This is a genomic window from Actinomadura darangshiensis (genome assembly GCF_004349235.1).
In the GTDB taxonomy this organism is placed as follows: domain Bacteria; phylum Actinomycetota; class Actinomycetes; order Streptosporangiales; family Streptosporangiaceae; genus Spirillospora; species Spirillospora darangshiensis.
This window is the reverse complement of record NZ_SMKY01000026.1, coordinates 1-24,235: the sequence shown is the minus strand read 5'-3', so window position 1 is coordinate 24,235 and position 24,235 is coordinate 1. Positions and strand designations below refer to the sequence as shown.

23 protein-coding genes are annotated in these 24,235 nt (G+C 72.4%); 4 read left to right on the top strand and 19 right to left on the bottom strand.

Annotated elements, in window-relative coordinates; translation table 11 throughout:
• Position 1 precedes the first annotated feature (1 nt).
• From E1293_RS08600 to E1293_RS08590, 3 genes are all read right to left on the bottom strand, one after another.
• Positions 2-1,357, bottom strand: coding sequence for an ABC transporter permease (locus E1293_RS08600; RefSeq protein ID WP_132195661.1), 1,356 nt, complete (start codon positions 1,355-1,357; stop codon positions 2-4).
• Positions 1,354-2,313: an ABC transporter ATP-binding protein gene (locus E1293_RS08595; protein WP_132195659.1), complete on the bottom strand. Its 960-nt coding sequence runs from the start codon at positions 2,311-2,313 to the stop codon at positions 1,354-1,356. Before E1293_RS08595 ends, E1293_RS08600 begins: the two co-directional genes overlap by 4 nt.
• 138 nt (positions 2,314-2,451) lie before the next feature.
• Complete coding sequence (locus tag E1293_RS08590) at positions 2,452-3,327, bottom strand: alpha/beta fold hydrolase (RefSeq protein ID WP_132195657.1); 876 nt, start codon at positions 3,325-3,327, stop codon at positions 2,452-2,454.
• A gap of 69 nt (positions 3,328-3,396) precedes the next feature.
• Between E1293_RS08590 and E1293_RS08585 the strand changes: the two genes are divergently transcribed.
• On the top strand, positions 3,397-4,095 hold the full coding sequence (locus E1293_RS08585) for a glycerophosphodiester phosphodiesterase (protein ID WP_132195655.1): 699 nt from the start codon (positions 3,397-3,399) through the stop codon (positions 4,093-4,095).
• Between the two features lie 35 nt (positions 4,096-4,130).
• Here E1293_RS08585 and E1293_RS08580 read toward each other — a convergent pair whose 3' ends face one another.
• The 8 genes from E1293_RS08580 to ligD (E1293_RS08545) form a co-directional block, all read right to left on the bottom strand.
• Positions 4,131-5,579, bottom strand: coding sequence for a DEAD/DEAH box helicase (locus E1293_RS08580; RefSeq protein WP_243716103.1), 1,449 nt, complete (start codon positions 5,577-5,579; stop codon positions 4,131-4,133).
• Between the two features lie 503 nt (positions 5,580-6,082).
• A complete protein-coding gene (locus E1293_RS08575) occupies positions 6,083-6,382 on the bottom strand; it encodes a GlsB/YeaQ/YmgE family stress response membrane protein (RefSeq protein ID WP_243716102.1) in 300 nt (99 codons plus the stop codon).
• A gap of 131 nt (positions 6,383-6,513) precedes the next feature.
• Complete coding sequence (locus E1293_RS08570; protein ID WP_132195651.1) at positions 6,514-6,747, bottom strand: DUF3107 domain-containing protein; 234 nt, start codon at positions 6,745-6,747, stop codon at positions 6,514-6,516.
• A 146-nt stretch (positions 6,748-6,893) separates the two neighbouring features.
• The gene (locus E1293_RS08565) at positions 6,894-7,523 is read right to left on the bottom strand and encodes a TetR/AcrR family transcriptional regulator (protein WP_132195649.1); all 630 of its coding nucleotides are present in this window, start codon (positions 7,521-7,523) and stop codon (positions 6,894-6,896) included.
• Between the two features lie 226 nt (positions 7,524-7,749).
• A complete protein-coding gene (locus tag E1293_RS08560; RefSeq protein ID WP_132195647.1) occupies positions 7,750-7,968 on the bottom strand; it encodes a hypothetical protein in 219 nt (72 codons plus the stop codon).
• 36 nt (positions 7,969-8,004) lie between these two features.
• On the bottom strand, positions 8,005-9,330 hold the full coding sequence (locus E1293_RS08555) for a dihydrolipoyl dehydrogenase family protein (protein WP_243716101.1): 1,326 nt from the start codon (positions 9,328-9,330) through the stop codon (positions 8,005-8,007).
• A 99-nt stretch (positions 9,331-9,429) separates the two neighbouring features.
• On the bottom strand, positions 9,430-10,338 hold the full coding sequence (ligD, locus tag E1293_RS08550) for a non-homologous end-joining DNA ligase (RefSeq protein WP_132195645.1): 909 nt from the start codon (positions 10,336-10,338) through the stop codon (positions 9,430-9,432).
• Positions 10,328-11,302 carry a non-homologous end-joining DNA ligase gene (ligD, locus tag E1293_RS08545; protein WP_132195643.1) on the bottom strand — a complete coding sequence of 325 codons (975 nt, stop codon included), beginning with the start codon at positions 11,300-11,302 and terminating at the stop codon, positions 10,328-10,330. Before ligD (E1293_RS08545) ends, ligD (E1293_RS08550) begins: the two co-directional genes overlap by 11 nt.
• Before the next feature lie 112 nt (positions 11,303-11,414).
• Here ligD (E1293_RS08545) and ku point away from each other — a divergent pair, with 112 nt between their 5' ends.
• Positions 11,415-12,317, top strand: coding sequence for a non-homologous end joining protein Ku (gene ku, locus E1293_RS08540; protein ID WP_132195641.1), 903 nt, complete (start codon positions 11,415-11,417; stop codon positions 12,315-12,317).
• A gap of 13 nt (positions 12,318-12,330) precedes the next feature.
• On the opposite strand, the gene E1293_RS08535 is transcribed toward ku, so the two are convergent.
• Both E1293_RS08535 and E1293_RS08530 read right to left on the bottom strand, forming a co-directional pair.
• Positions 12,331-12,633 (bottom strand): hypothetical protein, encoded by a 303-nt coding sequence (locus E1293_RS08535; RefSeq protein WP_132195639.1) that lies wholly within the window; start codon positions 12,631-12,633, stop codon positions 12,331-12,333.
• A 193-nt stretch (positions 12,634-12,826) separates the two neighbouring features.
• The gene (locus tag E1293_RS08530; protein ID WP_132195637.1) at positions 12,827-15,037 is read right to left on the bottom strand and encodes an MMPL family transporter; all 2,211 of its coding nucleotides are present in this window, start codon (positions 15,035-15,037) and stop codon (positions 12,827-12,829) included.
• 171 nt (positions 15,038-15,208) lie between these two features.
• On the opposite strand from E1293_RS08530, the gene E1293_RS08525 reads away from it, so the two are divergent.
• Positions 15,209-15,925 carry a TetR/AcrR family transcriptional regulator gene (locus E1293_RS08525; protein WP_132195635.1) on the top strand — a complete coding sequence of 239 codons (717 nt, stop codon included), beginning with the start codon at positions 15,209-15,211 and terminating at the stop codon, positions 15,923-15,925.
• A 6-nt stretch (positions 15,926-15,931) separates the two neighbouring features.
• Here E1293_RS08525 and E1293_RS08520 read toward each other — a convergent pair whose 3' ends face one another.
• Positions 15,932-16,807, bottom strand: coding sequence for a sensor histidine kinase (locus E1293_RS08520; RefSeq protein ID WP_132195633.1), 876 nt, complete (start codon positions 16,805-16,807; stop codon positions 15,932-15,934).
• Positions 16,804-17,490 carry a response regulator transcription factor gene (locus tag E1293_RS08515; RefSeq protein ID WP_243716100.1) on the bottom strand — a complete coding sequence of 229 codons (687 nt, stop codon included), beginning with the start codon at positions 17,488-17,490 and terminating at the stop codon, positions 16,804-16,806. The genes E1293_RS08520 and E1293_RS08515 overlap by 4 nt, the downstream gene beginning before the upstream one ends.
• Before the next feature lie 151 nt (positions 17,491-17,641).
• Here E1293_RS08515 and E1293_RS08510 point away from each other — a divergent pair, with 151 nt between their 5' ends.
• Entirely contained in the window at positions 17,642-18,757 is a 1,116-nt protein-coding gene (locus tag E1293_RS08510; RefSeq protein ID WP_132195631.1) for an RNA-guided endonuclease InsQ/TnpB family protein, read from the top strand.
• Positions 18,758-18,891: 134 nt separating this feature from the next.
• Here E1293_RS08510 and E1293_RS08505 read toward each other — a convergent pair whose 3' ends face one another.
• The 4 genes from E1293_RS08505 to E1293_RS08490 all read right to left on the bottom strand — a co-directional run.
• Positions 18,892-20,256: a cytochrome P450 gene (locus E1293_RS08505; RefSeq protein WP_132195629.1), complete on the bottom strand. Its 1,365-nt coding sequence runs from the start codon at positions 20,254-20,256 to the stop codon at positions 18,892-18,894.
• Entirely contained in the window at positions 20,250-21,290 is a 1,041-nt protein-coding gene (locus E1293_RS08500) for an alpha-hydroxy acid oxidase (RefSeq protein WP_132195627.1), read from the bottom strand. The genes E1293_RS08505 and E1293_RS08500 overlap by 7 nt, the downstream gene beginning before the upstream one ends.
• A 2-nt stretch (positions 21,291-21,292) precedes the next feature.
• Positions 21,293-22,858, bottom strand: a complete 1,566-nt coding sequence (locus E1293_RS08495) for an NAD(P)-binding domain-containing protein (protein ID WP_243716099.1) — start codon at positions 22,856-22,858, stop codon at positions 21,293-21,295.
• Positions 22,859-22,919: 61 nt separating this feature from the next.
• On the bottom strand, positions 22,920-24,235 hold a 1,316-nt coding region (locus E1293_RS08490), incomplete at its 5' end, for a class I adenylate-forming enzyme family protein (RefSeq protein ID WP_132195625.1).

Genomic DNA, 24,235 nt, shown 5'->3' with positions numbered 1-24,235 from the left:
ACTATTCCTCCGGAGCACTTGCGAGCAGGTCGACATGGCCGTCGAACTGCCACAGGGGGTTGGGTGCGTCCCCGGTCGGGGTGCGTATCTGGAAGTAGCCGTTGACCTCCTTGGGGCCGTCCCCGTCCGCGACGAAGCGCCCGTTCGCGGTGACGTCGAGCTGGTAGACGGCGCTGCCCGCGGCGGTCGCGCCGGGCAGGTGCCAGGACACGACGCACCGCCAGTCGTTGCCCGGGCCCTCGTCGGCGACGCGGGAGCCGCCCTTGTCGCAGGACGCGGTGGCCCGCAGCTGCGCCTCGGTGACGTCCGGACGGTGAAGCTGCCGCGTCTGCAGCCGGTAGAGGTGGGCGAACGCCGTGGCGAGCGAGTCCTGCACCTTGGGCCGCTCGATCCCCGAGCCTTCGGCCGAGGTGGTGCCGGTGACCACCGCGAAGGTGAGGACGGTCAGGCCGGCCAGCGGCAGCGCCCCCGCAACGAGGACCCGCCGGCCCGAGCCGTCGTAGGCCAGGTCGGTGAAGTCGCGGCGCAGGAACAGGCGGTAGGCCAGCGCGGTGGCGGCCACCGCCCACGCCAGGCTCACCGCGAGGCCGATGACGATGGGGCCGTCCTGCACCGGGCTGGTGAAGAGCCCGCGCCAGGCGAGGAAGCCGTGGGACGGCAGGGCCAGCCGCACGGCCACCGGAAGCGGGAGCAGCTGCGCGAGCTGCAGCGCGAAGGCGAGGAGCGCGGGCGTCAGCAGCCCCATCGGGGAGCGGCCCAGCGCCACCGAGCCGAGGAGGCCGACCGCGGCGAACGCCAGCGTCGGCGCCAGCACGCAGGCCCACGCGAGCAGGACGGTTCCGGCCGCGTCACCGGGGGTGAGGAGGTGGCCGTCCAGGCCGGCGAGCTGGTGGTGGCCGACCGCGGCCAGGCCGCCCGCGATGCCCGACCCGGCCAGCCCGGCGACCAGCAGCAGCAGGACGGTGAGGCTGGCGAGGCCCTTCGCCACGAAGATCCGCCGCGGCGAGCGGACCGCCATGAGGAGGTGGCGCCAGGTGCCGAGCCGGTCCTCGGCCGCGAAGACGTCCCCGGCGACCAGCGCCGTCAGCAGCGGCAGCGCCCAGGTGCAGGAGAAGTCCAGGACGACCAGCGACCCCGCCCAGCCGGTCGCGTGCATCCAGCGGCCGAAGACCGTGTCGGTGGGCAGCATGCTCTGCATGCTCACCACCCCCACGTAGGCCGCGGGCGCGAGCCAGCAGACGAGCAGCAGCAACCGGATCCGCCACTGGGAGAGCAGCTTGACCAGCTCGAACCGGTAGCCGCGCAGCACCGGCGCGGGACGTGCCTCGGTCCGGGGCGGCGTGCCGGTCGCCGTCATGGGGTCCGTCCGTTCTCGGTCAGGGCGAGGAACGCGGCTTCGAGCGGCGCCACCACGGGCGCCAGTTCCCGCATCGCCACACCCGCCTGCACCAGCCGCACCACCAGGTCCTCGATCACGGGCACCGGGCCGCGGACCACCAGTACGCCGGGGTCGGGCCGCTCGTCGCCGCCGCGATCGAGCGGGACGTGGAGCCCCGGCGTGTCGAGCGCCACCTTGCGGGCGGCCGCCGCGTCCGAGGTGAGCAGCCGGTAGTCCAGTTCGCCGCTCTCCGCAGCGAGCTTGCCCACCGTCCCGGAGAAGACGACCCGGCCGGTGGCGAGGACGGTGACCTCGGAGCACAGGGCGGCGAGGTCGTCCATCCGGTGGCTGGACAGGACCACGGCGGTCCCTTCCGCGGCGAGCCGGGTGATGACGCGGTGCACGTGGCGCTTGCCGGCGGGGTCCAGGCCGTTGGCCGGCTCATCGAGGACGAGCAGCCGCGGCGCGGTGAGCAGCGCGGCGGCCAGCCCGAGCCGCTGGCGCATACCCAGCGAGAACCCGCGGACGCGGTCGTCGGCGACGTCGGTCAGCCCGACCTGCTCCAGCGCGTCGCCGACGCCGTCGGTGCTGCCGCCGGCCCCGTCGGCGTCGTGCCCGCGCAGCGCTTCCAGCGCCGCGAGGTTCTGCCGCGCCGTGAGGGACGGATAGAGGCCGGGGCCGTCCACGAAGCCCGCGACCCCGCCGGGGACGGCGAGCGTCCGGCCGACCGGCGTCCCCAGGATCTCCAGGCGGCCGCCGTCCGCGACCGCCAGGCCCAGCAGCAGCCCCAGCAACGTCGTCTTGCCCGCGCCGTTCGGGCCGACCAGGCCGTGGACCTCCCCTTCGGGCACCTCCAGGTCGACGCCGTCGAGCGCGACCACATCGCCGAAGGTCTTCCGGATCCCGCGACCCCGGACTGCGGGGCTCCTCTGCATGTCGCACTCCTTCGGCTCGCGCTCTGGCAAGAGGAAGCTAGAGATCGCGGTTTACCGTTGGAGATCGCGCAGGGGAACATTCGGCGAATGCCGTTGATCAGTCGGGACTTGGCCTGTAAGAGGGGGCGCCGCCGGACGCTATTTGAGGGTCCTTTCGGTGTCGGACCAGAGATCGCGGAGGGCGGCGGCGGTCGTCTCGGGGGCCTCCCAGGCGGGGGAGTGGGCGGCGCTCGGGATGACGACCCTGGAGGCGTCGAGCCCTTCGGCCATGGCGGCCTGGAGGCGGGGGTCCCAGACGTCGTCGTCCTCGCCGTAGAGGACGAGGGTGCGCAGGTCCGTGTCGGCGCAGTGCTTGGCCAGCTCGTCGACGCGGTCGGGCGCGGTGAGGAGCTCCTCCGACATGTGGACGAGGCCGTTCTCGGAGTTCCCCAGCGTGCGGGCCTTGAGGAAGGCGACGATCTCGCGCTGGATACCGCGTCCGAGGTAGCCGGGTTCGAGGGTGAGCGCCCAGATCTCCGCCATGCCGAGCTGGGGGATGGCGTCGCGGAGGGCACGGGCCTTGGCCGCGGCCTGGCCGCCGACGGCGGACGGGCCCGAGCTCATCAGCGTCAATGACGCGGGAGCGGCCCCGGCGAGGACGGCCTCCCGGCAGACCAGGCCGCCGAAGGAGTGGCCGACGAGGTGCACGGGATCGGGGCCGAGCGCGTCCATCACGGCGGCGATGTCGAAGCCCAGGGCCGCGCGGGTGTAGGCGGACGCGTCGTCCGGCCCCAGCGACTCGTACTGGCCGCGCATGTCGATCGCCACGACGCGGCGGCCGGACGCGGCGAGGGTGTGCAGGACGGCGAGGAAGTCCTCCTTGCTGCCGGTCAGGCCGGGCACGAGGAGGGCGGGGCAGCGTTCGGGCACGCCCGATCCGGGGAGGGCCTCCAGCGCGGCGAACGGGCCGCGGGGGGTCTCGACGGTCGTCCGGCGAACGCCGGGGGGCAAACTCACGAACCGGGGCGTACTCACAGGCAACCAGCCTAGTCAATGGGCGGCAACGGGCTCGGGTGAAAAAGTTTCGGTGGTAGCGTCGCCAGCGTGCTCTCGCCCGCGATTTCCGCGCACCGCCGTGACGAGGCGGGCGTGGCGGGTCTCGGGGAGGCCGCCGCGTCCGGCGCCGAGTACGTGGAGATCGACATCCGGCGGACGGGGGACGGGCGGCTCGTCGTCCACCACGACCCGGAGATCGGCGGGCTCCGGCTGAACCGGCTGACCTACGACCGGATCCAGGAGCTCGCGGACCGGCCCGTCCCGCTGGTCGGCGACGCCATGAAGATCATCGCGGGCCGGGCGATGGGGCATCTGGACCTCAAGGAGCGCGGCTGCGAGCACGAGACCGTGGCGCTCGCGGTCGAGGCGTTCGGGACGGGGAACTTCGTGGTGACGACCCGCGAGGTGACGTCCCTCATGGAGATCAAGAAGAGCTTCCCCGGGGTGCGGACGGCGCTGTCGGTCGGCCGCAACCTGTGGGAGCGCGGCGCCGCGCACGACTTCGCGCCGCTGCGGCTGGTCCGCCGGGCGGGCGCCGACATGGTCGCCCTCAACCACCGGCTCGCCCGCGTCGGCGTGCTGCGCCAGTGCGGGCGCGCCGGAGTCCCGGCCATGATCTGGACGGTCAACGCCGAGCCCGTGATGCGGCGGTTCCTGCGCGACCCGCGCGTCGCCGTCCTCATCACCGACCATCCGCGGGCCGCCCTCACGCTGCGGGCCCGCGGCGAAACGCAACCGCGAGACTGAACGGAAGTCTCGCGGCTGCTTCTCGTCTGCCGCGGTCAGGCGGTCTGCGACGCCTCGGCGGCCCCGGCGGCGGGTGCCGCCGGCTTGCCGGAGCGGGTGCGGCGGCGGGGCCGGCTGCGCTTGCGCTCGGTGGCGACCGCGTCGACGACGGTGTCGTCCGCGGCGGCTTCGCCCTCGGTCGCGGCGGCCTCCACGGGCTGCCCGGCGCGGGTGCGGGTCCGGCTGCGCTTGCGGCGGCGCGGCCGCGGGCGCTCCCGCTCACCGTCGCGGTCGCGGTCCCGGTCGCGCCCGTTGCTGCGGACCTTGCCGGTCTCGCCGATGTCCTCCAGCTCCTCGGCGTCCAGCCCGGCACGGCCGTTCCGCTGCTCCTTCGGCAGCTTCCCCTTCGTGCCCTCGGGGATGCCGAGCGCCGCGAAGAAGTGCGGGGACGTCGAGTAGGTCTCCTCCGGGTCGGCGAACGGCAGGCCGAGCGTGCCGTTGACCAGCTTCCACCGGGTGAGGTCCTTCCAGTCGACGAGGGTGACGGCGACGCCCTCCTTGCCCGCGCGGGCCGTCCGGCCGATGCGGTGCACGTAGGTGTCGGCGCTGTCCGGGCACTCGTAGTTGACGACGTGGGTCACGTCGTCGACGTCGAGGCCGCGGGCCGCCACGTCGGTGGCCACCAGCACGCCGATCTTGCCGTTGCGGAACGCGCGCAGCGCCCGCTCCCGCTGGCTCTGCCCGAGGTCGCCGTGCACGGCGGCGGCGTCGAAGCCGCGCTGCGCGAGGTCGGCGGCCACCCGGTCGCAGGCCCGCTTGGTCTGGCAGAAGATCATCGTCAGCCCGCGGCCCTCGGCCTGCAGGAGGCGCGCGAGCATCTCCGGCTTGTCCATCTGGTGGGCCTGGAAGACGTGCTGGACGACCTGCGGCGTCGCGTCCGACTCGGTGTGCGACTCGGCGCGGACGTTGGTCGGGCGGGTGAGGTACCGGCGCGACAGCGCGACGATCTCGCCCGGCATCGTCGCCGAGAACATCATCGTCTGGCGCTGCGCCGGGACGCGGTCGATGATCCGCTCGATGTCGGGCAGGAACCCGAGGTCGAGCATCCGGTCCGCCTCGTCGAGGACGAGGATCTCGACCTTGGACAGGTCGAGGTGCTTCTGCTTGACCAGGTCGAGCAGCCGGCCCGGGGTGCCGACGACGACGTCGACGCCGTCGCGCAGCGCGCTGATCTGCGGCTCGTACGCGCGCCCGCCGTAGACGGACAGGACGCGGCTGCCGAGCTTGCCGCCGGCGACCAGCAGGTCGTCGGTGACCTGGAGGGCCAGCTCGCGGGTCGGCGCGACGACGAGCGCGCGCGGCTCCTTGCCGCCGTGCTCGATGCGCTGCAGCAGCGCGGCGCCGAAGGCCAGGGTCTTGCCGGTGCCCGTGCGGGCCTGGCCGATGATGTCGTGGCCGCCCAGCGCGATCGGCAGGGCGAGCTCTTGGATGGGGAACGCCTCCACGATGCCTTCGGCTTCGAGGGCGTCTGCTATCTCGGGGACGACCCCGAGTTCACGAAAGGTAGTCAGGGCTTTCAGCCTCCAATATGCGGGGTCTCCGCTCCCGGGTGCGGCGCGGCTCGCCGGCGTGACGCCGCCTTCGCGGGCGTGTCCGCCGTTCCTGTGGCCGCGCGCTCGCGCGGGAGGGACCAGCCGTTGCTCAAAATCTGTCGGCGACCGCAGTCAGGGGTTGAAAGCAGTCACTCATGGTGCCTGCGTGCGGTCACACTCCGCGACGCAGTGTACCGACCGTCAGTTGCATACACCAATAGCCGATCACCAGGTCTAACGTTTCCATGCTTTCATCTATTCCGGACCATGCCCGCCAGGCGTTATGTGGCCGGGCGGTAAGGCGGTCCCGGCGGGTCGGAAGGTGCCGCTGGGGCGGCCACATCCGGACAGGCCCCGAACGGGGCAAGCCCCCGCCTGCAGGCGGCGGGGGCTTGCGTCCGGGGGTGCGCCCCGGGTCAGAAGGTGCGGCGGCGCGTCCGCCAGCCGCTTCGCCGGCCGCCGTGGCCGCGGGTGTTCATCGAGGTGAGCGCGGCCACGCCGAGCCCGGCGATCACCACCGCGAACACGAAGGCGATGAGGGTGCCGGCCCCGAGGGCGTCGGCGACGACGCCGCCGAGGATGGCGCCGGCGATCCCGATCAGAAGCGTCAGCAGTATGCCGATCGGGTTGCGGCCGGGCACCAGCAGCCGGGCCAGGGCTCCGATGACGGCACCGACGACGATGAACCAGAGGATCGTCGTGAGCATGTCGATCATCCATTCCTTTTCCGTGGGCCGGACCGGCCCGTGGTGGAGATCGATATGCCCCTTCTGCCGGAATGAAACAAAGCCCAGGTCAAGGCGGGTGGGAACGGGGGTAAAGTCCCCCGGGGCCGGGCGCGGCGGGCTCAGGCGTACTGGGTGCCGAAGCCGACGCTGCGCTGCTCGTCCTCGGCGATCTCCAGGTAGCCGACGCGGCGGGCCGGGACGACGATCCGCCCGGCGCGGCGGTCCTTCAGCACCAGCACGCCGTCCGGCTCGGCGAGCGCCTCGGCGAGGGCGTTCTGCACCTCGTCGGCCGACTGCCCCGTGTCGACCACGAGCTCCTTGGCCACGTTCTGGACCCCGATGCGAACCTGCACGCGCTGCTCCCGTCTTCGGGCGCGTCCCGCCGACCGCCGGCGGACCCGTCCCCCCGATGGTCGCACGGAGATCGCCGGACGTGCCGCCGGCCGGTTGTGCCGTGGGTGAACGCGGGCCGGCGGGCGAACGCCCCGGACGGGACGGCTCAGCCCTGGTCGGAGGTGCGCGGGAAGCCGGAGATGCCGCGCCAGGCGAGCCGGGCGATGATCTTCTCGGCGGTGTCCTTGGGGATCGAGCGGTGCTGGGACAGCCAGAACCGGGCGCTGACCTCGGCCATGCCGACCAGGCCCATGCCGAGCAGCTGCGCCTCCTCGGCGGGGGCGTTGGTGTCCTCGGCGATGACCTGGGCGATCATTTCGGCGCACTGCTGGTTGGCGCGGTCGACCCGGGCCCGGACGGGCGCCACGTTGCGCAGGTCGGACTCGAACACGAGCCGGTACGCCTCGCCGTCGCCGGCCACGAAGTCGTAGAAGGCCTGCATGCTCGCCTGCACGCGGAGCTTGTTGTCCGTGGTGGAGTCCAGCGCCTCGCGGACGATCTTCACCAGGGCCTCGGCGTGCTCGTCCAGCAGCGCCAGGTACAGCTCCAGCTTGCCCGGGAAGTGCTGGTAGAGCACGGGTTTGCTGACGCCGGCGCGCTCGGCGATCTCATCCATCGCCGCAGCGTGGTACCCCTGCGCGACGAACACCTCCTGGGCCGCGCCGAGGAGCTGCTTGCGACGCGCCAGTCGCGGCAGCCTCGTGCCACGGGGGCGGGCGTCCGGGGTCGCGGTCACCACACTCTCCGATCACCGATAGTGCGACGGATGGGGGGTCGTCCATCGCGTGGGAACAGTCTCATCATCCTACGCGCGAGTAACTCCGTTGGTCACGGGGCGAGGCCCGCCGGCGTTCCTTCGCGCAGGTCAGTGTATTCCTGCCGGGACCGGGCGCATCCCGGACCCGATCTTTCGGTAAACCTTCCTGCCTGTGGACCGGACCGGTGCGGCCGCGGCCGGCGGGTCAGCGGTAGTCGTCCTCGTCCAGCCGTACCTCGCGGCGCTGCTCGGCCGCGTCGGCCTCGTTGGCGTCGTCCGGCATCGGGGCCCGGTCGACGCGGTCGTCCGCCTCGTCGAGCCCGGCCCGCTGCTCGGCCGCGTCGGCCTCGTTCGCCTCGGTGGCCGCGCCGCCTCCGCCGACGTCGTCGGGCGGGGGCTGTTCCAGGTCGTCGGTCTCGCTCATCGCGTCCTCCTCCAGGCGTTCACAGCCTCTAGGCGTTCACAGCCGGCCGGCCAGTTCCCGGAGCGGCGCCTCGACGGACTCGCCGTAGGTCGGGAACGCGTGGACGACGTCGGCGAGCAGGCTCAGCGGCGTCTCCGCACGGATGGCCAGCGCGATCTCGCTCATCCACTCCTCGGCATAGAGTCCGGCCGCGGCGGCGCCGACCAGCAGCCCGCTGGAGCGGTCGGCGTACAGCTCCACCCGGCCGCGCTCGTCGGCCTCGACCGCCGCCCGGGCCGTCGAGGCGAGGTCGTACCCGGCGGTGAGGAGGTCTATGCCGAGTTCGCCCGCCCGGCTGGGCGAGATCCCCACCGAGTAGACGGTCGGGGTCGTGTAGACGACGCGGGGGATCGCGCGGTAGTCGGCCTCGCGCCGCTGCCCGAGCAGGTTCGACAGCACCACCCGCGCCTGGTAGCGGGCCGCGTGCGAGGTGCGGGCGATGCCGGTGACGTCGCCGGCCGCCCACACACCCCCCGCGCTGGACGTCACCCGGCACGTCTCGTCCACGGGGATCCCTTGGCCGGGCGCGATGCCGATGCCGAGGTTCTCCAGGCCGAGCCCGTCCACGCGCGGACGGCGCCCGGCGGCGACGAGGATGCGGTCGGCGTCGAGCGTCCCGCCGTCCGAGAGCCAGAGCCGGAGGCCGACGTCCTTGCGCTCCACGTTGCCGATGCCGGCGCCGAGCCGCAGGTCGACGCCCAGCCGGCGGAGCGCGTCGGCGAGGACCTCGCCGGCGAACGGCGCCTCGGCGGTCAGCAGCCGCCCGGACGCCTCGACGAGCGCGACCTGCGACCCGAACGCCGCGTACACCTGCGCCAGCTCGCAGCCGACCGGGCCGCCGCCGAGGATCACCAGCCGGCGCGGCAGGTCGGGGACCGACAGCGCCTCGCCGCTCGTCCACAGCGGGACGTCGGCGAGACCGTCGACGGGCGGGATCACCGGCTCGCTGCCGGTGCAGACGACCAGGTCGCCGAAGCCGTGCACGGCGCCGTCGACCTCGATCCGGCCGGGTTCGAGGATCTGGCCGCGGCCGCGCAGCACGGTCACGCCGTCCTCGGCCATCCGCGCGACGGCGGAGTCGTCGCCGCGCCGCCGGGCCAGCTCGTCGCGGCGGGCGACGGCCATCTCCCAGGTCTCGCCGCGCCGCGCCGACAGCAGCAGCGACTTGGACGGGACGCACGCGAAGTACGCCGACTCGCCTCCGACCAGGCGGTTCTCGACGAGCGCGACATCGCGCCCGGCGCGTGCGAGCCCGGTCGCGACCTGTTCCCCCGCGGTCCCCCCGCCCAGCACCACTGCGTCGTAGTGATGGTTCTGCCCCAACTGTTCATCCTTCCGCCACGGCGTCGTGTCCCCTATGACCATGGTGACGGAATCCGGTGCCGGAGCGTGCCGGTTCGAACACATAGGGCACGCGAAATGTCAGGGAAGCGGTTGCCGGTCCTTCAGGAGCGGGTTGAGAAGGTCGCCGTGCTTGTCCACGCGGGTGAGGACGTCGTCCGGGCCGAACACGAGGTCGGCGGCGTCCTCGCACGCCTCCAGCTCGTCCCAGGTGATGGGCGTCGACACCGACGGGCGGCCCGCCGCGCGCAGCGAGTAGGGCGCGACGGTCGTCTTCGCGGGGTTGTTCTGGCTCCAGTCGACGAAGATCTTGCCCTTGCGCAGCCGCTTCTCCATCTTCGCCACGACGAGCTCGGGGTGCTCCTCGGCGAGGCGCTGCGCGGCGGCCTTCGCGTACTCCGACGTCCGCTCGGGGTGCCTGGGCTCCTTGACCGGCACGTAGAGGTGCAGGCCCTTCTTGCCGCTCGTCTTCGGGTAGGAGTCCAGGCCGTCCTCGGCGAGTACGTCGCGGAGGAGGCGGGCCACCTCGCACGCCTCCACGATCGTGGCGGGCGGGCCCGGGTCCAGGTCGAAGACGACCAGGTCGGGGCTGTGCACCTTGTCGCGCGGCCCGACCTTCCACTGCGGGACGTGCAGTTCCAGCGCGGCGAGGTTCGCGCACCACACGAGCGTCGGCAGGTCGTCGACGACGACGAAGTCGAGCGTGTCGCGGCCCGTCGAACTGCCCGGCGTCGGGATCGTCGCCGTCCGCACCCAGTCCGGGGTGTGGGACGGCGCGTTCTTCTCGAAGAACTTGCCGCCGTCGACGCCGTCCGGCCAGCGGATCCGGGTCGCGGCGCGGTCCTTCAGGTGCGGCAGCAGCGCCGGGGCGATGCGGGCGTAGTAGTCGATGACCTCGCCCTTGGTGAACTCCGGGTAGAGGCTCTTGTCGAGGTTGGAGAGTGAGACCTGCCGCCCGCCGACCTCGACGGTCGTCCGCTTACTGCTCACTCGTGACCTCCAGGGGGTCCTTGTCGTCACGCAGGCCCCGCCAGGACGGGAAGCGCAGGCGGCCGTCCCTGGTGCGGGCGCTGTAGGCGACCTCCCCGACGAGCCGGGGCTCAACCCATTGGGCGTCCTTGGCGAACTCGCGCGGGACGGGCTCGTCGAAGGGGCTGGTCGGACGGCGCAGCGGCCACAGCGTCCCGTACAGCTCGTCCAGTGCGCGGTCGGTGAAGCCCGTGCCGACGTGGCCGACGAACCCCAGCAGGCCCTTCAGGTCGTACTCGCCGAGGAGCAGCGATCCCACTCCGCCTTCGCGCCGCCCCTTGCCGGGCTTCCAGCCGCAGACGACGACCTCGCGCGTCATGAAGTTCTTCACCTTGCGCCAGAAGTCGACGCGGCGGCCCGGACGGTAGGGGGAGTCGAGCCGCTTGGCGAGCAGGCCCTCCAGCTGCTGCTCGCGGGTGAAGGCGAGCAGCTCGTCCACCTGCGACTTGTCGCCGCCGTGCAGGTACGGGGGGACCTCCACGGGGCCGGTTCCGGCCAGGTCGAGGTCGTCGAGCAGCGAGCGGCGGTCGGCGTACGGCATGTCGAACAGGAGGTGCCCGTCCAGGAAGAGGATGTCGAAGACCACGTACCGGACGGGCACCTCGCGGGTCAGCCGGGGGTCGGGACGGCTCACGTGCATCCGGCGCTGGAGGCGCTCGAAGCTGGGCCGCCCCTCCTCGAAGGCGACGACCTCGCCGTCCAGCGCGACGTCGTGGTCGGGCAGCAGGTCGCTGAGGGCGGACAGCTCCGGATACCGGCTGGTCACCTCGCTCCCGCGCCGCCCGACGGCCCGCACCCCGTCGGCGGAGACGTGCGCCAGGACGCGGACCCCGTCCCATTTGAGCTCCAGGCCCCAGTCGCCGCCGTCGGAGGGGAGGTCCCCGGTGGCGGCCATCATCGGCTCAACGGGCCACGGCATGGTCATACCGGCGTCTTACCCGGTCCGGCCGCACGGCAAAGGATCAAGGGCCCGTTCTGGCGCAAATCGAACGAGGTTGCGACGCTAGGGGCAGGAACGTGCTGGGTAAGGACGGATCATGCGCAGTATCTGGAAGGGCGCGATCTCCTTCGGTCTGGTGACCATACCGGTGAAGCTCTATTCGGCGACCGAGCAGCGGGACGTCGCCTTCCACCAGGTGCACCGGGAGGACGGGGGGCGCATCAAGTACAAGCGGGTGTGCACGGTCGACGGGGAGGAGGTCCCCTACTCCGACATCGCCAAGGGCTACGAGCTGCCCAGCGGCGAGATGGTCATCCTCACCGACGAGGACTTCGCCGACCTGCCGCTGTCGTCCAGCCGGCGGATCGACGTCCTGCAGTTCGTGGAGAACGAGGAGGTCGACCCGATCTACTTCGCGAAGTCCTACTACCTGGAGCCGGACCAGCAGGGCGCCAAGCCGTACGTGCTGCTGCGCGACGCGCTGGAGAGCTCCGGCCAGGTCGCGATCGTCAAGGTCGCGCTGCGGCAGCGGGAGTCGCTCGCCACGCTGCGGGTCCGCGAGGGCGTGTTCGTCCTGGAGACCATGCTGTGGCCGGACGAGGTCCGCGCCCCCGACTTCGCGTTCCTCGACGAGGACATCGAGATCCGCAAGCAGGAGCTGTCGATGGCGACGTCGCTGATCGAGTCGATGGAGGGGGAGTTCGACCCGTCGGAGTACAAGGACGCCTACCGGGAGGCCCTCAAGCAGGTGATCGACGCGAAGATCGAGGGCAAGGAGGTCGCCCGGCCCGCCGAGGAGGCCGACGAGGAGCCCGCCGCGGACCTGCTCAGCGCGCTGCGCGCCAGCGTCGAGGCGGCCAAGAAGAGCCGCGGCGAGAAGGACGGCAAGGCGGCCGCGGGCAAGGGCACCGCTCAGAAGAAGCCCGCCGCGCGCAAGCCGTCCTCGAAGTCCGGCACGAAGAAGGAGCCCGCGAAGAGCCGCAGCCGCAAGTCGGCCTGAGGTTTCGGCGGGTTCAGTTGTCGCGGTGGGCGGCGAGGACGCGGCCGAGCGTGCTGGCCGCGCCGGACGGGTCGGTGCACGGTGCGATCCGCTCGCCCCAGCCGTAGCAGTACGACCAGTCGCTTCCGGACGTCTCCCGCACCGCGATGACGTTCTCCTGAAGCGCCCGCATGCTCGGGTTGACGACGAGGGCGGTGGGACGGCGGTCGGCGGGTGCGGCGACCTCGACGCTCCAGCCGCCGGCGCGCAGAACGTCGGTCAGGCGTTCCAGGTGCCCGAGTGCCGTCTCGGCTTCGGTGATCACCTGCGCGGACATGGTGCCTCCAAAAGGGAACAGCCCCTGACGGGGTGGTTTCTTGGGATCCGCCGGGTGCGGTGCCGTCGCGGTGGGCGTCACGCGGGGGCGCGGCCGGTGGAATGAGGTTCAGTCTCGCGCCGGGTGAGTCAGATCACAAGCGGTTTGCACGCATTGGTGGCCGGCACTTCGCCGTGCCGGCCACCGGGCATGCTCAGCCCACGGGTTCCAGGGTCCGGGGCGGGGCGGCGGAGTCGCCCTCCTTGATGCCGAACCGGCCGTAGAGGCGGGCGAGGGGGCCGGGCGCCCACCAGTTCGCGCGGCCGAGCAGCCGCATCGTCGCGGGCACGAGCAGCGCCCGGACGATCGTCGCGTCCAGCAGGATGGCGATGGCCATCCCGACCCCGGTCATCTTGATGAACGTGATGCCGGAGGTGGCGAACGCCCCGATCACGACGATGAACAGCAGCGCCGCACTGGTGATGATGGCGCCGGTGCGCTGCACGCCGGACGCGACGGCCGCGGTGTTGGAGCCGGTCAGGTCGTACTGCTCGCGGACCCGCGACAGCAGGAACACCTCGTAGTCCATCGAGATCCCGAACAGCATGGCCAGCATCAGGATCGGCATGGCCGGGGAGATCGAGCCGGTCGCGGTGAAGCCCAGCGGGCCGGACAGGTGGCCGTCCTGGAAGATCAGCACGACCGCGCCGAAGGTGGCCGACAGCGACAGCATGTTCATCACGATCGCCTTCAGCGGCAGCAGCACCGACCCGAAGGCCAGGAACAGCAGGACGAACGTAACGCCGCCGACGAGCAGCGCCAGCCACGGCAGGGTGGCGCCGATGCTGCCGAGCTGGTCGACGACGTCGGCCGTGACGCCGCCGACGTGCGACTGCGCTCCGGCGGGCGGCGGGACGTCCCGGACCCGCTGGACGAGATCGCGGGCGGCGCCCGAGTTCGGGTCGGCGTCGTAGGTCAGCGCCAGCCGCGTCGTCGTCCCCTCGGAGCCGGTCACCGCCGCGCCCGTGATCCCGGGCACCGCGTCCAGGCGGGCCCCGTACGCCTGGACCGCGGCCCGGTCGGACGTCCCGGTCACCACGGCCTCGATCGGGCTGGTGGCGTTGCGGGCGAACCGCGTCTCCAGCGACTCGCTGACGACCCGCGCGTCGGCGCCGCCCGGCAGCACCTGGGCGTCCACGCCGCCCCAGTTGATGCGCAGCAACGGCGCGCCGAGGGCGAGCAGCAGCGCCACGGTCGCGACCACGTAGATCACCGGGCGGCGCATCACGCTGTGCGCGATGCGTCCCCACCAGCCATCGGACCGGGCGGCCCCGCCGCGCCGCCGGACCGACAGCGCGTTCACCTTCGGCCCGAGGACGGCCAGCAGCGCGGGCAGGACGGTCAGCGCCGCGGCCATGCAGACGAAGACGGTCGCGATGCCGCCGTACCCCATCGAGACCAGGAAGGTCTGGTCGAACAGCAGCAGGCCGGACAGCGACACCGCGACCGTGATGCCGGAGACCGCGACGGTGCGCCCCGCCGTGGCCATGGTGGCGGCCAGCGCGTCCTCGACGGAGTCGCCGTCCGTTCCTCCCGAGGGGGGGCGACCCCCCACACCCCCCGGGACGCCTCCGGCGCCGTGCCGGGCGATCTCCTCGCGGAACCTGCTCACCACGAACAGCCCGTAGTCGATCGCGAGGCCGAGCCCGAGGAACGTCGTGATGTTCACCGCGAAGATCGACACGTCCGTCACGTAGCTGAGCGCGTGCAGCGCGGTGAACGAGCCGAGGATCGCCAGCCCGCCGATCAGCAGCGGCAGGCTCGCCGACACCAGCCCGCCGAAGATCAGCACGAGCAGCACCAGCAGGATCGGCATCGCCATGCCCTCGGCCCGCCCGATGTCGGACGAGACGCGCTCGTTGATCGCCGTCTCGACGCCGACGGACCCGCCGACCTTGGCGGTGAGGCCCCCGCCCACCTTGGTCAGGTCGTCCTGGATCGCCTTGTAGCCGTCGCTCCGCGCGCCGTCGTCGGCGCCGGCGAGCTGCAGGACGGCGTAGGTCGCCGTGCGGTCCTTGCTGACGAACTGCGGCGACTTGGTCGTCCAGTACGTGCTGGTCTTGGAGACCTTGTCCGACGGCAGTGCGGCCAGCGCCTTCTCGACCGACGCCCGGTAGGACGGGTCGTCGACGGTGGCCTTCCCCTGGTAGAGGACCACGACGTCCGCCTCGTCGCGGCCGAGGTCGTGCTCGGCGGTCTGCGCGGCCTTGGCGCTCTCGCTGCCCGGCGTCTCGAAGCCGCCGGACGAGGTCAGCGCGCCGAAGACGCCCGTCCCCCACACCGCGGCGAACACGAGCACCGCGCCCGCGACCGCGAGGACCCACCGCCGCCGCCGGTGGACCCACCTTCCCCATCGATCGAACATGACGCGTACTCCCCGCTCGGTGACATTGAGTAACTAGCGTGAACACTGTAAACTGCGAATGCCGTTAACTTCGCATACGGCGTTAGCTTTAGTCAAGGGCGTTTTTGGGGAATCATGCGAGGGGCGGCCCGGCGACGCGGGCGGCGCACCCCCGGGAAAGAGGGCGGCGGAGTGGAATCGCGACGTGATCGGCTGCGCGCGGCGACGGTCAAGGAGATCTCCGAGACCGCCCGGCGGATCCTCGTCAAGGAGGGACCCGAGGCGGTGACGCTGCGGGCCATCGCCCGCGAGATGGGCATGACGGCCCCGGCGCTCTACCGCTACTTCGGCAGCCACGGCGAGCTGCTCCGGCACCTGGTCGGCGAGCTGTTCAACGACGTGACCGGCGACCTGCACGCGGCCATGAAGGACGTACCGCCGGGCGACATGAGCGGCAAGTTCATGACGGCGGCCCGGCAGTTCCGCAGCTGGGCGCTGGCGCACCCCCGCGAGTACGCGCTGCTGTTCGGCGCCCCCGTGCGCGGCGCCGGGCACCAGGAGGACGTCGACTTCGCCGAGGAGTGCGCCCGGCAGTTCGGCTGGACGTTCATGGCCCTGTTCCTGGAGCTGTGGAAGAAGAGCCCATTCCCGGTGCCGGCCGACGACGAGATCGACCCCGGCCTGCGCGAGCAGCTCCGCCGCTACCGCGACGGCGTCCTCGGCGTCGACCTCCCGCTCGGCGTGATCCAGCAGTTCCTCAAGTGCTGGACCAGGCTCCAGGGCAACGTCAGCCTGGAGGTCTTCGGGCACCTGGAGTTCGCCCTGGACGACGCCGCCCCCATGTTCGAGCTGATGCTCACCGAGGTGTCGGCCGACCTCGGCCTGACCTACGTCCCCCCGAAGAGCTGAGCGCCGCTACCGCGAGGCGGCGGGCAGCCGGACGGTGAACGCCGCCCCGGCGCCCGGACGCCCGGCCGCGGTGATCGTGCCGCCGTGGCCGTCCACCACCTCGCGGGCGAGCGCGAGGCCCAGCCCGTCGCGCGAGTGCCCGGCGAACAGCCGTCCGGCGTCCTCCGGATCGAGGCCGTCGCCGTCGTCGCGGACGGTGACCTCGACTTTCGCGGGCGTCCCGGAGAGCGTCACCCAGATGTGACCGCCTCGGCCGGTGTGCGCCAGCGCGTTGTCGACCAGGGCGGACAGCAGCCGCCGCAGCGCGGGCTCCGCGCCGTGCACGACATGCCGGGGCCCCTGCCGCGACACCGCGATCGTCACGCCGCGTTCCCCGGCCCGGACCAGCTCGGACGCCGCGAGCTCCGACGCCAGCGCGGCGAGATCGACCGGACCGGCCCCGGACCGCGGCCGGTCGAGCCGGGCGGACCGCAGCACGTCGTCCACCACCTCGCCGAGCCGTGCGGTGTCGGCGACGAGCAGGTCCATCTCCCCGGCGACGTCCGCTCCCGCGCGCAGCCCGCGGGCGGCGAGCTGGGCCCGGGTGTGCAGCCGGGCGATCGGGGCGCGCAGCTCGTGGGTCACCTCGGCCGCGAACCGCCGCCGCCGGTCGAGCGCCTCGTCCAGCGGCGCGAGCCTCCGGCGGGCGATGAGGTGCCCGCTCAGCAGCGCGGCCGGCAGGTGGGCGGCCCCCGCGGCGGCGAGCGCCCACCGGAGCCTGCGCCGGGCGGTGGCGTCCATGCCGGACGCGGCGGCACGGTAGGCGATCGCGCCGAGTGCGGCGGGCAGCACGATGGCGGCACCCGCGGCCTGGACGGCGGCGCGCCCGCGGGCCCGGCTCACAGTTCGCCGACTCGGTAGCCGACGCCCCGCACGGTTCGGACGATGTCCGCCCCCAGCTTGCCGCGCAGGTAGTAGACGTAGGTGTCCACGATCGACTCCGTCCGGGCCTCGTCGAACACGCGCCGCAGGAGCGAGGCGCGCGTGTGCACCTGGCGGGGCCGGGTGGCGAGGGCCATCAGCAGCCGCGACTCCCGGCCGGACAGCTCCACGTGCTCCCCGGTCGGCAACCGGACGAGCCGGGACTGCGGTTCGAGCCGTCCCGCGCCGAGCGGCAGTACCAAGGCCAGGTCGAGGTGCCGGCGGTGCAGCGCCCGCACGCGGGCCAGCAGCTCCGCCACGTCGAACGGCTTGACCAGGTAGTCGTCGGCGCCCGCGTCGAGACCGGCGACCCGGTCGGCGACGGTGCCGGCGGCGGTCAGCAGCAGCGCCGGCACCGTGACGCCCTGCCGGCGCAGCCGGCGCAGCAGCTCGACGCCGTCCAGCGCCGGCAGCCCGCGGTCGATGATCAGCACGTCGTAGTGGTGGCTCAGCCCGAGGTGCAGCCCGCGCTGGCCCTCCGCCGCCTGTTCGACCGCGTAGCCCTCATCGCCGAACAGCGCGGCGAGCATCCGGGCGAGCTCGCGGTCGTCCTCGACGAGCAGCAGCCGGCGTGGCGGGGCGCCGGGACTCGTGGAATCGGCCACGCGACAACGCTCCCACCGCCGCCGGACGGCGGCCAGAGGTCCGGTCAGTAGTGGACAATCTCCTTTAAATTTGAACCGAAATCGTCGCAGACCCGTCTTGAGTTTGCGGTGAGGTGGGCTTCTGACATGATCATGCTGTATCGTGTTAGTCATGAGCCGGATGGTGAAGCGGGCGTACAAGTACCGCTTCTATCCCACCCCCGAGCAGGCGGATCTGCTGAACCGCACGTTCGGGTGCGTGCGCCTGGTGTGGAACAAGGCGTTGGCCGAACGCACCCGCCGGTACGCCGAGGAAGGCATGGCCACCTCGTACGTGGACACGGCGAAGTGGCTCACCGCTTGGAAGCAGGACGACGAACTGTCGTTCCTGCGCGAGGTGTCGAATGTGCCGCTCCAGCAGGTGCTGCGGGCTCAGCAGGTCGCGTTCAACAACTTCTTCGCCAAGCGGGCGCGGTACCCGCGGTTCAAGAACCGGAAGAAGTCTCGCAGGTCGGCGGCGTTCGCCGGCAACGCCTTCACCTTCCGCGATGAGCGGCTGACGCTGGCGAAGATGTCCGAGCCGCTGGCGATCCGCTGGCACCGCCCGCTCCCCGAGGGCGCCCGGCCGTCCACGGTCACGGTTTCCTGTGATCCGGTCGGACGCTGGTTCGTGTCCATCCTTGTGGAGGAGGTCATCGCCGCTCTGCCGACGACCAGGGCGAGCGTGGGGCTCGATGCCGGTTTGGAGTACCTGGTGACCCTGTCCACCGGGGAGAAGGTGTCCAACCCGCGTTACGAGCGTGCCGACCGCCGCAAGCTGGCCAAGGCTTGCAAGCACATGTCCCGCAAGGCGAAGGGGTCAGCGAACCGGAACAGGGCCCGGCAGCGGGTCGCCAAGATCCATGCGCGGATCGCCGACCGGCGCCGGGATCACCTGCACAAGCTGTCCACGAGGCTGGTACGCGAAAACCAAGCACTGGCCATCGATGACCTGACGGTTCGGAACATGCTCGCCAACCGCTCGCTGGCCCGCGCGATCTCCGACGCTGCCTGGAGCGAGTTGCGGAGCATGCTGGAGTACAAGACCGGCTGGTACGGCCGCGAGTTGCTGCTGGTGGACCGCTGGTTTCCGTCCTCGAAGCTGTGCTCCACGCGCGGCTGCGGGCACGTGAACGGCAAGATGCCGCTGAACGTGCGGTCCTGGATGTGCCCGCAGTGCGGCATGAGCCACGACCGTGACGTCAACGCGGCGAAGAACATCCTCGCGGCGGGGCTCGCCGAGAGGTAAAACGCCTGTGGAGGGCCGGTAAGTCCAGCCCCGGAATCTTCTGGGGAGGCACGGCCCGTTGAACCAGGAACACCGACCCGCGAGGGAAGGACCCGCCTCCGGGCGGGAAGCGAAGGCCACGAAGATCAGGATCATCACGGGCCGCGAGATGGAGCATGGGTCTCCTCCGCTCGGGCGAAATGACGTTCGCAGAGCCGCTGCCTGCGGGCGTCCCAGACCATGTAGGTGCCGAGGACGAGCTGGACGAGGCCGCGCGACACGTCCTCGACCCGGTCGCGCGTCCAGATGAACAGCAGCGCCGCGCGCCGTGACCGGGCCGGGGCTCCGCGCGGGACGAGCAGGCAGGGCCCTCGGCTGGGCAGTGACCGGGTGTGCTCGGCGGACGTCGCGAGCGCGCAGCGGTGCAGCACTTCGCGGGCCGCGACGCGCATCGTGATGGGCGCCAGCCGCCACGCCGGGCAGGGCCGGTTGGCGGCGACGCCGAACGGGATGTGGTTCATGTCCTTGGCCGCCGCGCCGTCCCCGAAGCGGCCGGGGTCGAAGCGGCCGGGGTCGTCGTGGCCGGCGCGATGGAAGTCGGGATAGGAGAAGCACAGCACCGAGCCCTCGGGGATCGTCGCGGCACCGCCGGCGTCGATGTCGCCGGTGGTGATGCGGTGCGCGATACCGAACAGCGGGTAGAGCCGCAGCGTCTCCTGGATCACCTGGTCGAGGTCGCGGTCGTCGTCGGCCAGCGCCGCCGCGGCGGCGCCGGGGTGGCGTGCCATGACCATGAGCAGGTGCGCCGTGGCCTCCGACATCTGGACGACCGCCGTGTTGAAGAACGTGCCCTGCAGGTAGAAGGCCTGCTCCTCGGGGGAGAGGCCGTTCGGGAGCGGGTGCCGGACGTCGGCCAGCCGCCCGGCGAGGTAGCGGGTCAGGCGGCGGCGCCGGTCCATATGCCGTAGCCCGCAGCACTTCAGCGCGGTGACGACGTCGTCCGCGTTGCCGACGATCAGATCGCGGGCCGCCGGCGGGCACGGCTCCCCGAAGACCAGCTCGTAGTAGAACGCGGCCCAGACCGGCATCATCAGGTCGCGCAGCCGCACGAGCCTTACTCCGGTCGCTTCCTCGCGCATGACCTGGGCGACGCAGCGGCGCGTCAGCTCCTCGACATCCGATCTTGGAACGGCGAGGAACCGGCGGGTGGTGCGGGCGACCTCGTCGTACCGCTCGCCCGCCTCCAGATGCTCCTGGTGGACGTGCGCGCCGGGCGAGAGCCAGTACCAGAACAGGTCCGACAGGGCGGCGCCCCTGCTCCGGCCCCCGGCGGCCGGGTGGGAGTACACGTCCCTGAAGTGCTCGACGCCGACCAGGTCACCGGGGACGGCGATGCCCTCGTCCCCGTTGATCCGGGCGAACAGCCATCCGCGCAACGCCACGACGCGGCCGGGGAGCCACCACGGCAGGCTCACCAGCACGGCGGCGAGGGCCGCGATCACCACGGGCGCGATCACCATGGCCGCCGCACCATGCCCGGTTCCAGGTCGCGGACGGAGGCCAGGCCGCACAGGGTCAGCGCCTCCTCGACCTCCGCGCGCAGCAGGCCGAGCACGCGGCGGGCGCCCCGCTCGCCGTCCGCCGCCAGGCCCCAGACGACGGGACGGCCGACCGCGACCGCGTCCGCGCCGAGCGCGAGCGCCTTCAGCACGTCGGTGCCGCGCCGGACCCCGCCGTCCAGCAGGACGGGGACCGCTCCGCCGACCGCGTCCACGATCTCCGGCAGGGCGTCGACGGCGGCCGGGGCCGTGTCGAGCTGGCGTCCGCCGTGGTTGGAGACGAACAGGGCGGAGACACCGTGGTCGAGCGCCGCCCGCGCGTCCGCCGGATGCAGGACGCCCTTCAGCACGACCGGCAGCGACGTGATCTCCCGCAGCCGGTCGAGGTGCTCCCACGAGACCGCCGGGGAGAAGGCGATCTCACGCACCCGGTCGCCGTCCCGCATGTTCTCGCAGCACAGGCCATCGGGCAGGTCGCGGAAGCCGTTGCGCTCGTCCCGCCCACGCGTGCCGAAGACCGGCGAGTCGGCGGTGACGACGAGCGCGCCGCACCCGGCCGCCTCCGCGCGTCTGACGAGCGCCTCGGTGAACGCCATGTCGGGCTGGATGAAGAGCTGGAACCACAGCCGCGCCCCGGGCGCCGCCGCCGCGACGTCCCCGACGGCGACGGTCGACGCCATGCTCACCATCATGATCGTCTCCGCCGCGGCCGCGGCCCGCGCCGTGGCCCGCTCGCCCTCGGGGTCGGCGAGCCGGTGGAACGCGGTCGGCGCGATGAGGACGGGCATCGACGCGCGGCCGCCGAGCAGCGTGACGCCCAGCTCGGGCTTCGCGGTGCCGCGCAGGACGTGGGGGAGCAGCGCGAGCCGTTCGAACGCGGCCTCGTTGGCGCGCAGCGTGACCTCGTCGCCGGCCCCGCCCGCGAAGTAGTCGTAGTGCACCGGGTCGAGGCGCTCCCGGGCGGCGGCCTCGACCTCCCGCAGGGTGAACCGCATGGTCACACCGTGGAGGCGGCGGTCTGCCGGGCGAAGAACGCCCGCAGCGGCTCGACGTGGACCTCCTGCGAGGTCCACTCGTTCTCCAGGTTCTCGGTGACGTGGTGGACGGCCACGACCGAGCCGTCCCGGTGGTGCCGGACGATCGGATGCAGGTAGTGGCCCTCGTGCGCACGCCCGGAGTCGCTCTGCCTGATCCGCGCGACCGAGATGTCGAACGGGTCGGTCTTGTCGTGGTCGGGCCCGTAGTCCAGCGTGATGGTGAAGTGGCCGCCGGGCGCGGCCTCGGGCGGCTCGCCGGCGTCGGCCGGCACCTCTTCGAGGTAGCGGCCCCCGCCCCGCCCGTCCAGGACGATCATGTCGGCGAGCGTGCCGAACTGCTGCCACAGCCCGGAGCTGCGGTTGACCCGGGCCAGCACCGCCGCCGCCAGCTCCGCGGGATCGGCGGTCAGCGCCCGGCCGGGCCACTGCACGCCGTGGTACCGCCGCTCAAGGAAGCGGTGCAGCGCCCGCACCCCGTACCGGTAGCCGTGGATGAAGCCGCTGGTGCCGCGCTTGAAGTCGCGCGACTGCGTCAGCGTCCCGGCGAAGTACAGGCCGGGGACGTTGACGGACTCGTAGGCGGGGGTGAGCGCGGGGAACCGGTCGGAGATCGTCAGCTCCGGCCGGCAGCCGTCGCCGAAGACGGACGCGTCGATCCGGAACCCGGTGCAGACGATCACGTGGTCGTAGGGGATGTCCTTGGTGACCTCGTCGGCGCGGGTGAACGCCACCGTCGCCAGGTAGCGGCCGTCGGCCTGCCGCTCGATGTGCCTGACCTCGCCGTCCAGGATCGCGTTCTGCGACTTCAGCTGGTAGGTGTCGAGGAAGTTGTTGTTGACGGCGCGCAGGTGCCCGACGAAGTGCGTCCGCCACGCGAGCTTCACCGAGTGCGGCCCGGCGACGTGGATCACCGCGGCCGTCTCGATCAGGTTCTCCGCCGTCTCGAACGCCGAGTTCCCCTTGCCGAGGACCAGAACGCGCTTGTTCACGTACGCGCGGGGGTCGGTGGAGTGCTCGCCGTACAGCTCGGCCGTCTCGATTCCCGGCACGGGCGGGACGTTCGGCTTCGAGAAGCCGCTCGCGACGATCACCCGCTCGGCCGCGTGCGTGCCGCCCTGGTCGTCGGTGACATGGAACCCGTCCCCGTCCCGCGTGATGTGCGCGGCCCGGGTTCCGTAGGCGACGTTCAGGCGGTGGCGTTCGGTGAAGTCGGCCAGGTAGCGGACGAAGTCGTCGGCGGCGGGGAAGTACCGGTCGCTGTAGCGGGTGAACACGAGCTCAGGGTCGTCGGACAGCAGCGAGTTCCAGTCCATGCGCAGGTTGAGCTCCGGGTCGTCGGTCCCGGTGTGCTTCTTGTTGTTGGAGATGAGCGTGCGGTGCCGGGGGTAGGTTTTGAAGAACGTGCCGGGCCCCTCGCCCGCCTCCAGGATCAGATACCGCCGGCCCGCCTTCGCCAGGAAGCAGCCCAGTTGCAGGCCCGCCGGGCCGGCGCCGATGACCAGGTACTCCAGGGGTTGAGTTCGCACGACACCCTCCAGGTGGTTGAACGCTCAACCCCCAGTCAAGGCGCGGAATCTCAGAAGTCGATCAGAGCCGGGGCGGGTACGCCGCGAGCAGCGCCCGCTTGTCCGGCTTGCCGCTCGCGGCGGCGGGCACCCCCGGCACCACCGTGATCGTCCGGGGCACGCCGTCGGCTCCCAATTCGCCTTGGACGAGCGCCCTCAGCGCCGCGTGGTCGGGGGAGCGGCCATCGGCCGGGACGACGAACGCGTGCACGGCCTCACCGGTCTCCTCGTCGGGGGCCCCGGCCACGTACGCCTCGGCGACGTCCGGATGCGCGGCCAGCACCCGCTCGATCGGACCCGCATACACGACCATCGCGTTGACCATGACCACGTCGCGAGCGCGGCCGTCCAGGTGGAGATGGCCATCGTTGTCGAGACGGCCCAGGTCGCGGGTGCGCAGCCAGCCGTCCCGCAGGACGTCCCGCGTCTCCCCGGGGTCGTCCCAGTAGCCCGCCATCATGTACGGGCTGCGCAGCTGGATCTCGCCCGCCCGGACGCTGATCTCGACACCCGGGTGGGGACGCCCGACCGAGGGCGACATCCCGTCGGCGGGCGTGAGCATCGACACCGAACCGGCCTCCGTCTGCCCGTACCCGTTGTAGACGACCGGGCCGAGCCGCTCGACCGCCTCCGCCAGCCGGTGCGGGCCGAGCGGCGACCCGGACACCATCAGCGCACGCAGGCTCCCCACGTTGGCCGGCTCGTCCCGCAGCAGGCCGAGCATCTGCCCGAGCCTCGGCACCGTCACGATCGACCCGGTGATCCCGTAGCGCTCGATCGCGTACGGGAACAGGGGGCGGCCGTCGTCCTCGGGGATCACCGCGGTTCCGCCGCCCAGCAGGCACGGCGCGAGGAACTCCAGGACGACCATGCTCGCCAGCGTCCCGAACAGCATGTACCGCTCGAACGCCGCGGCGAACTCCATCGCGACCCGGCCCCAGGCGTCCGGCTGCCAGGCCCAGTGCCCGCTGAGGGCCCGGTAGGTGAACGCGCAGCCCTTCGGCCGCCCGGTGCTGCCGCTGGTGAAGGCCAGCAGCGCCACGTCGTCCGGGCGTCCCAGGACGTCGAAGGACGGACGCCCGTTCATCAGCTTCCCGATCGGCACGACCGGGATCGGCCCCGCCGCCGCGGTCAGGTCCGGCGTCGCAGCATCGGCGATCACGGCATCGACGCCCGTCCCCAGCACCTGCGCGAGCTGCCCGGCGGCATATCCGGGCCGGACGCCCACGACCCGGCACCCTGCCACATGCGCGGCGATGTGCAGGGCGAACGCCTCCGGCGAGACCCCGGTGCGGATGGCGACGCCCCGGCCCGGCCCCAGCCCGGCCTCCCGCAACC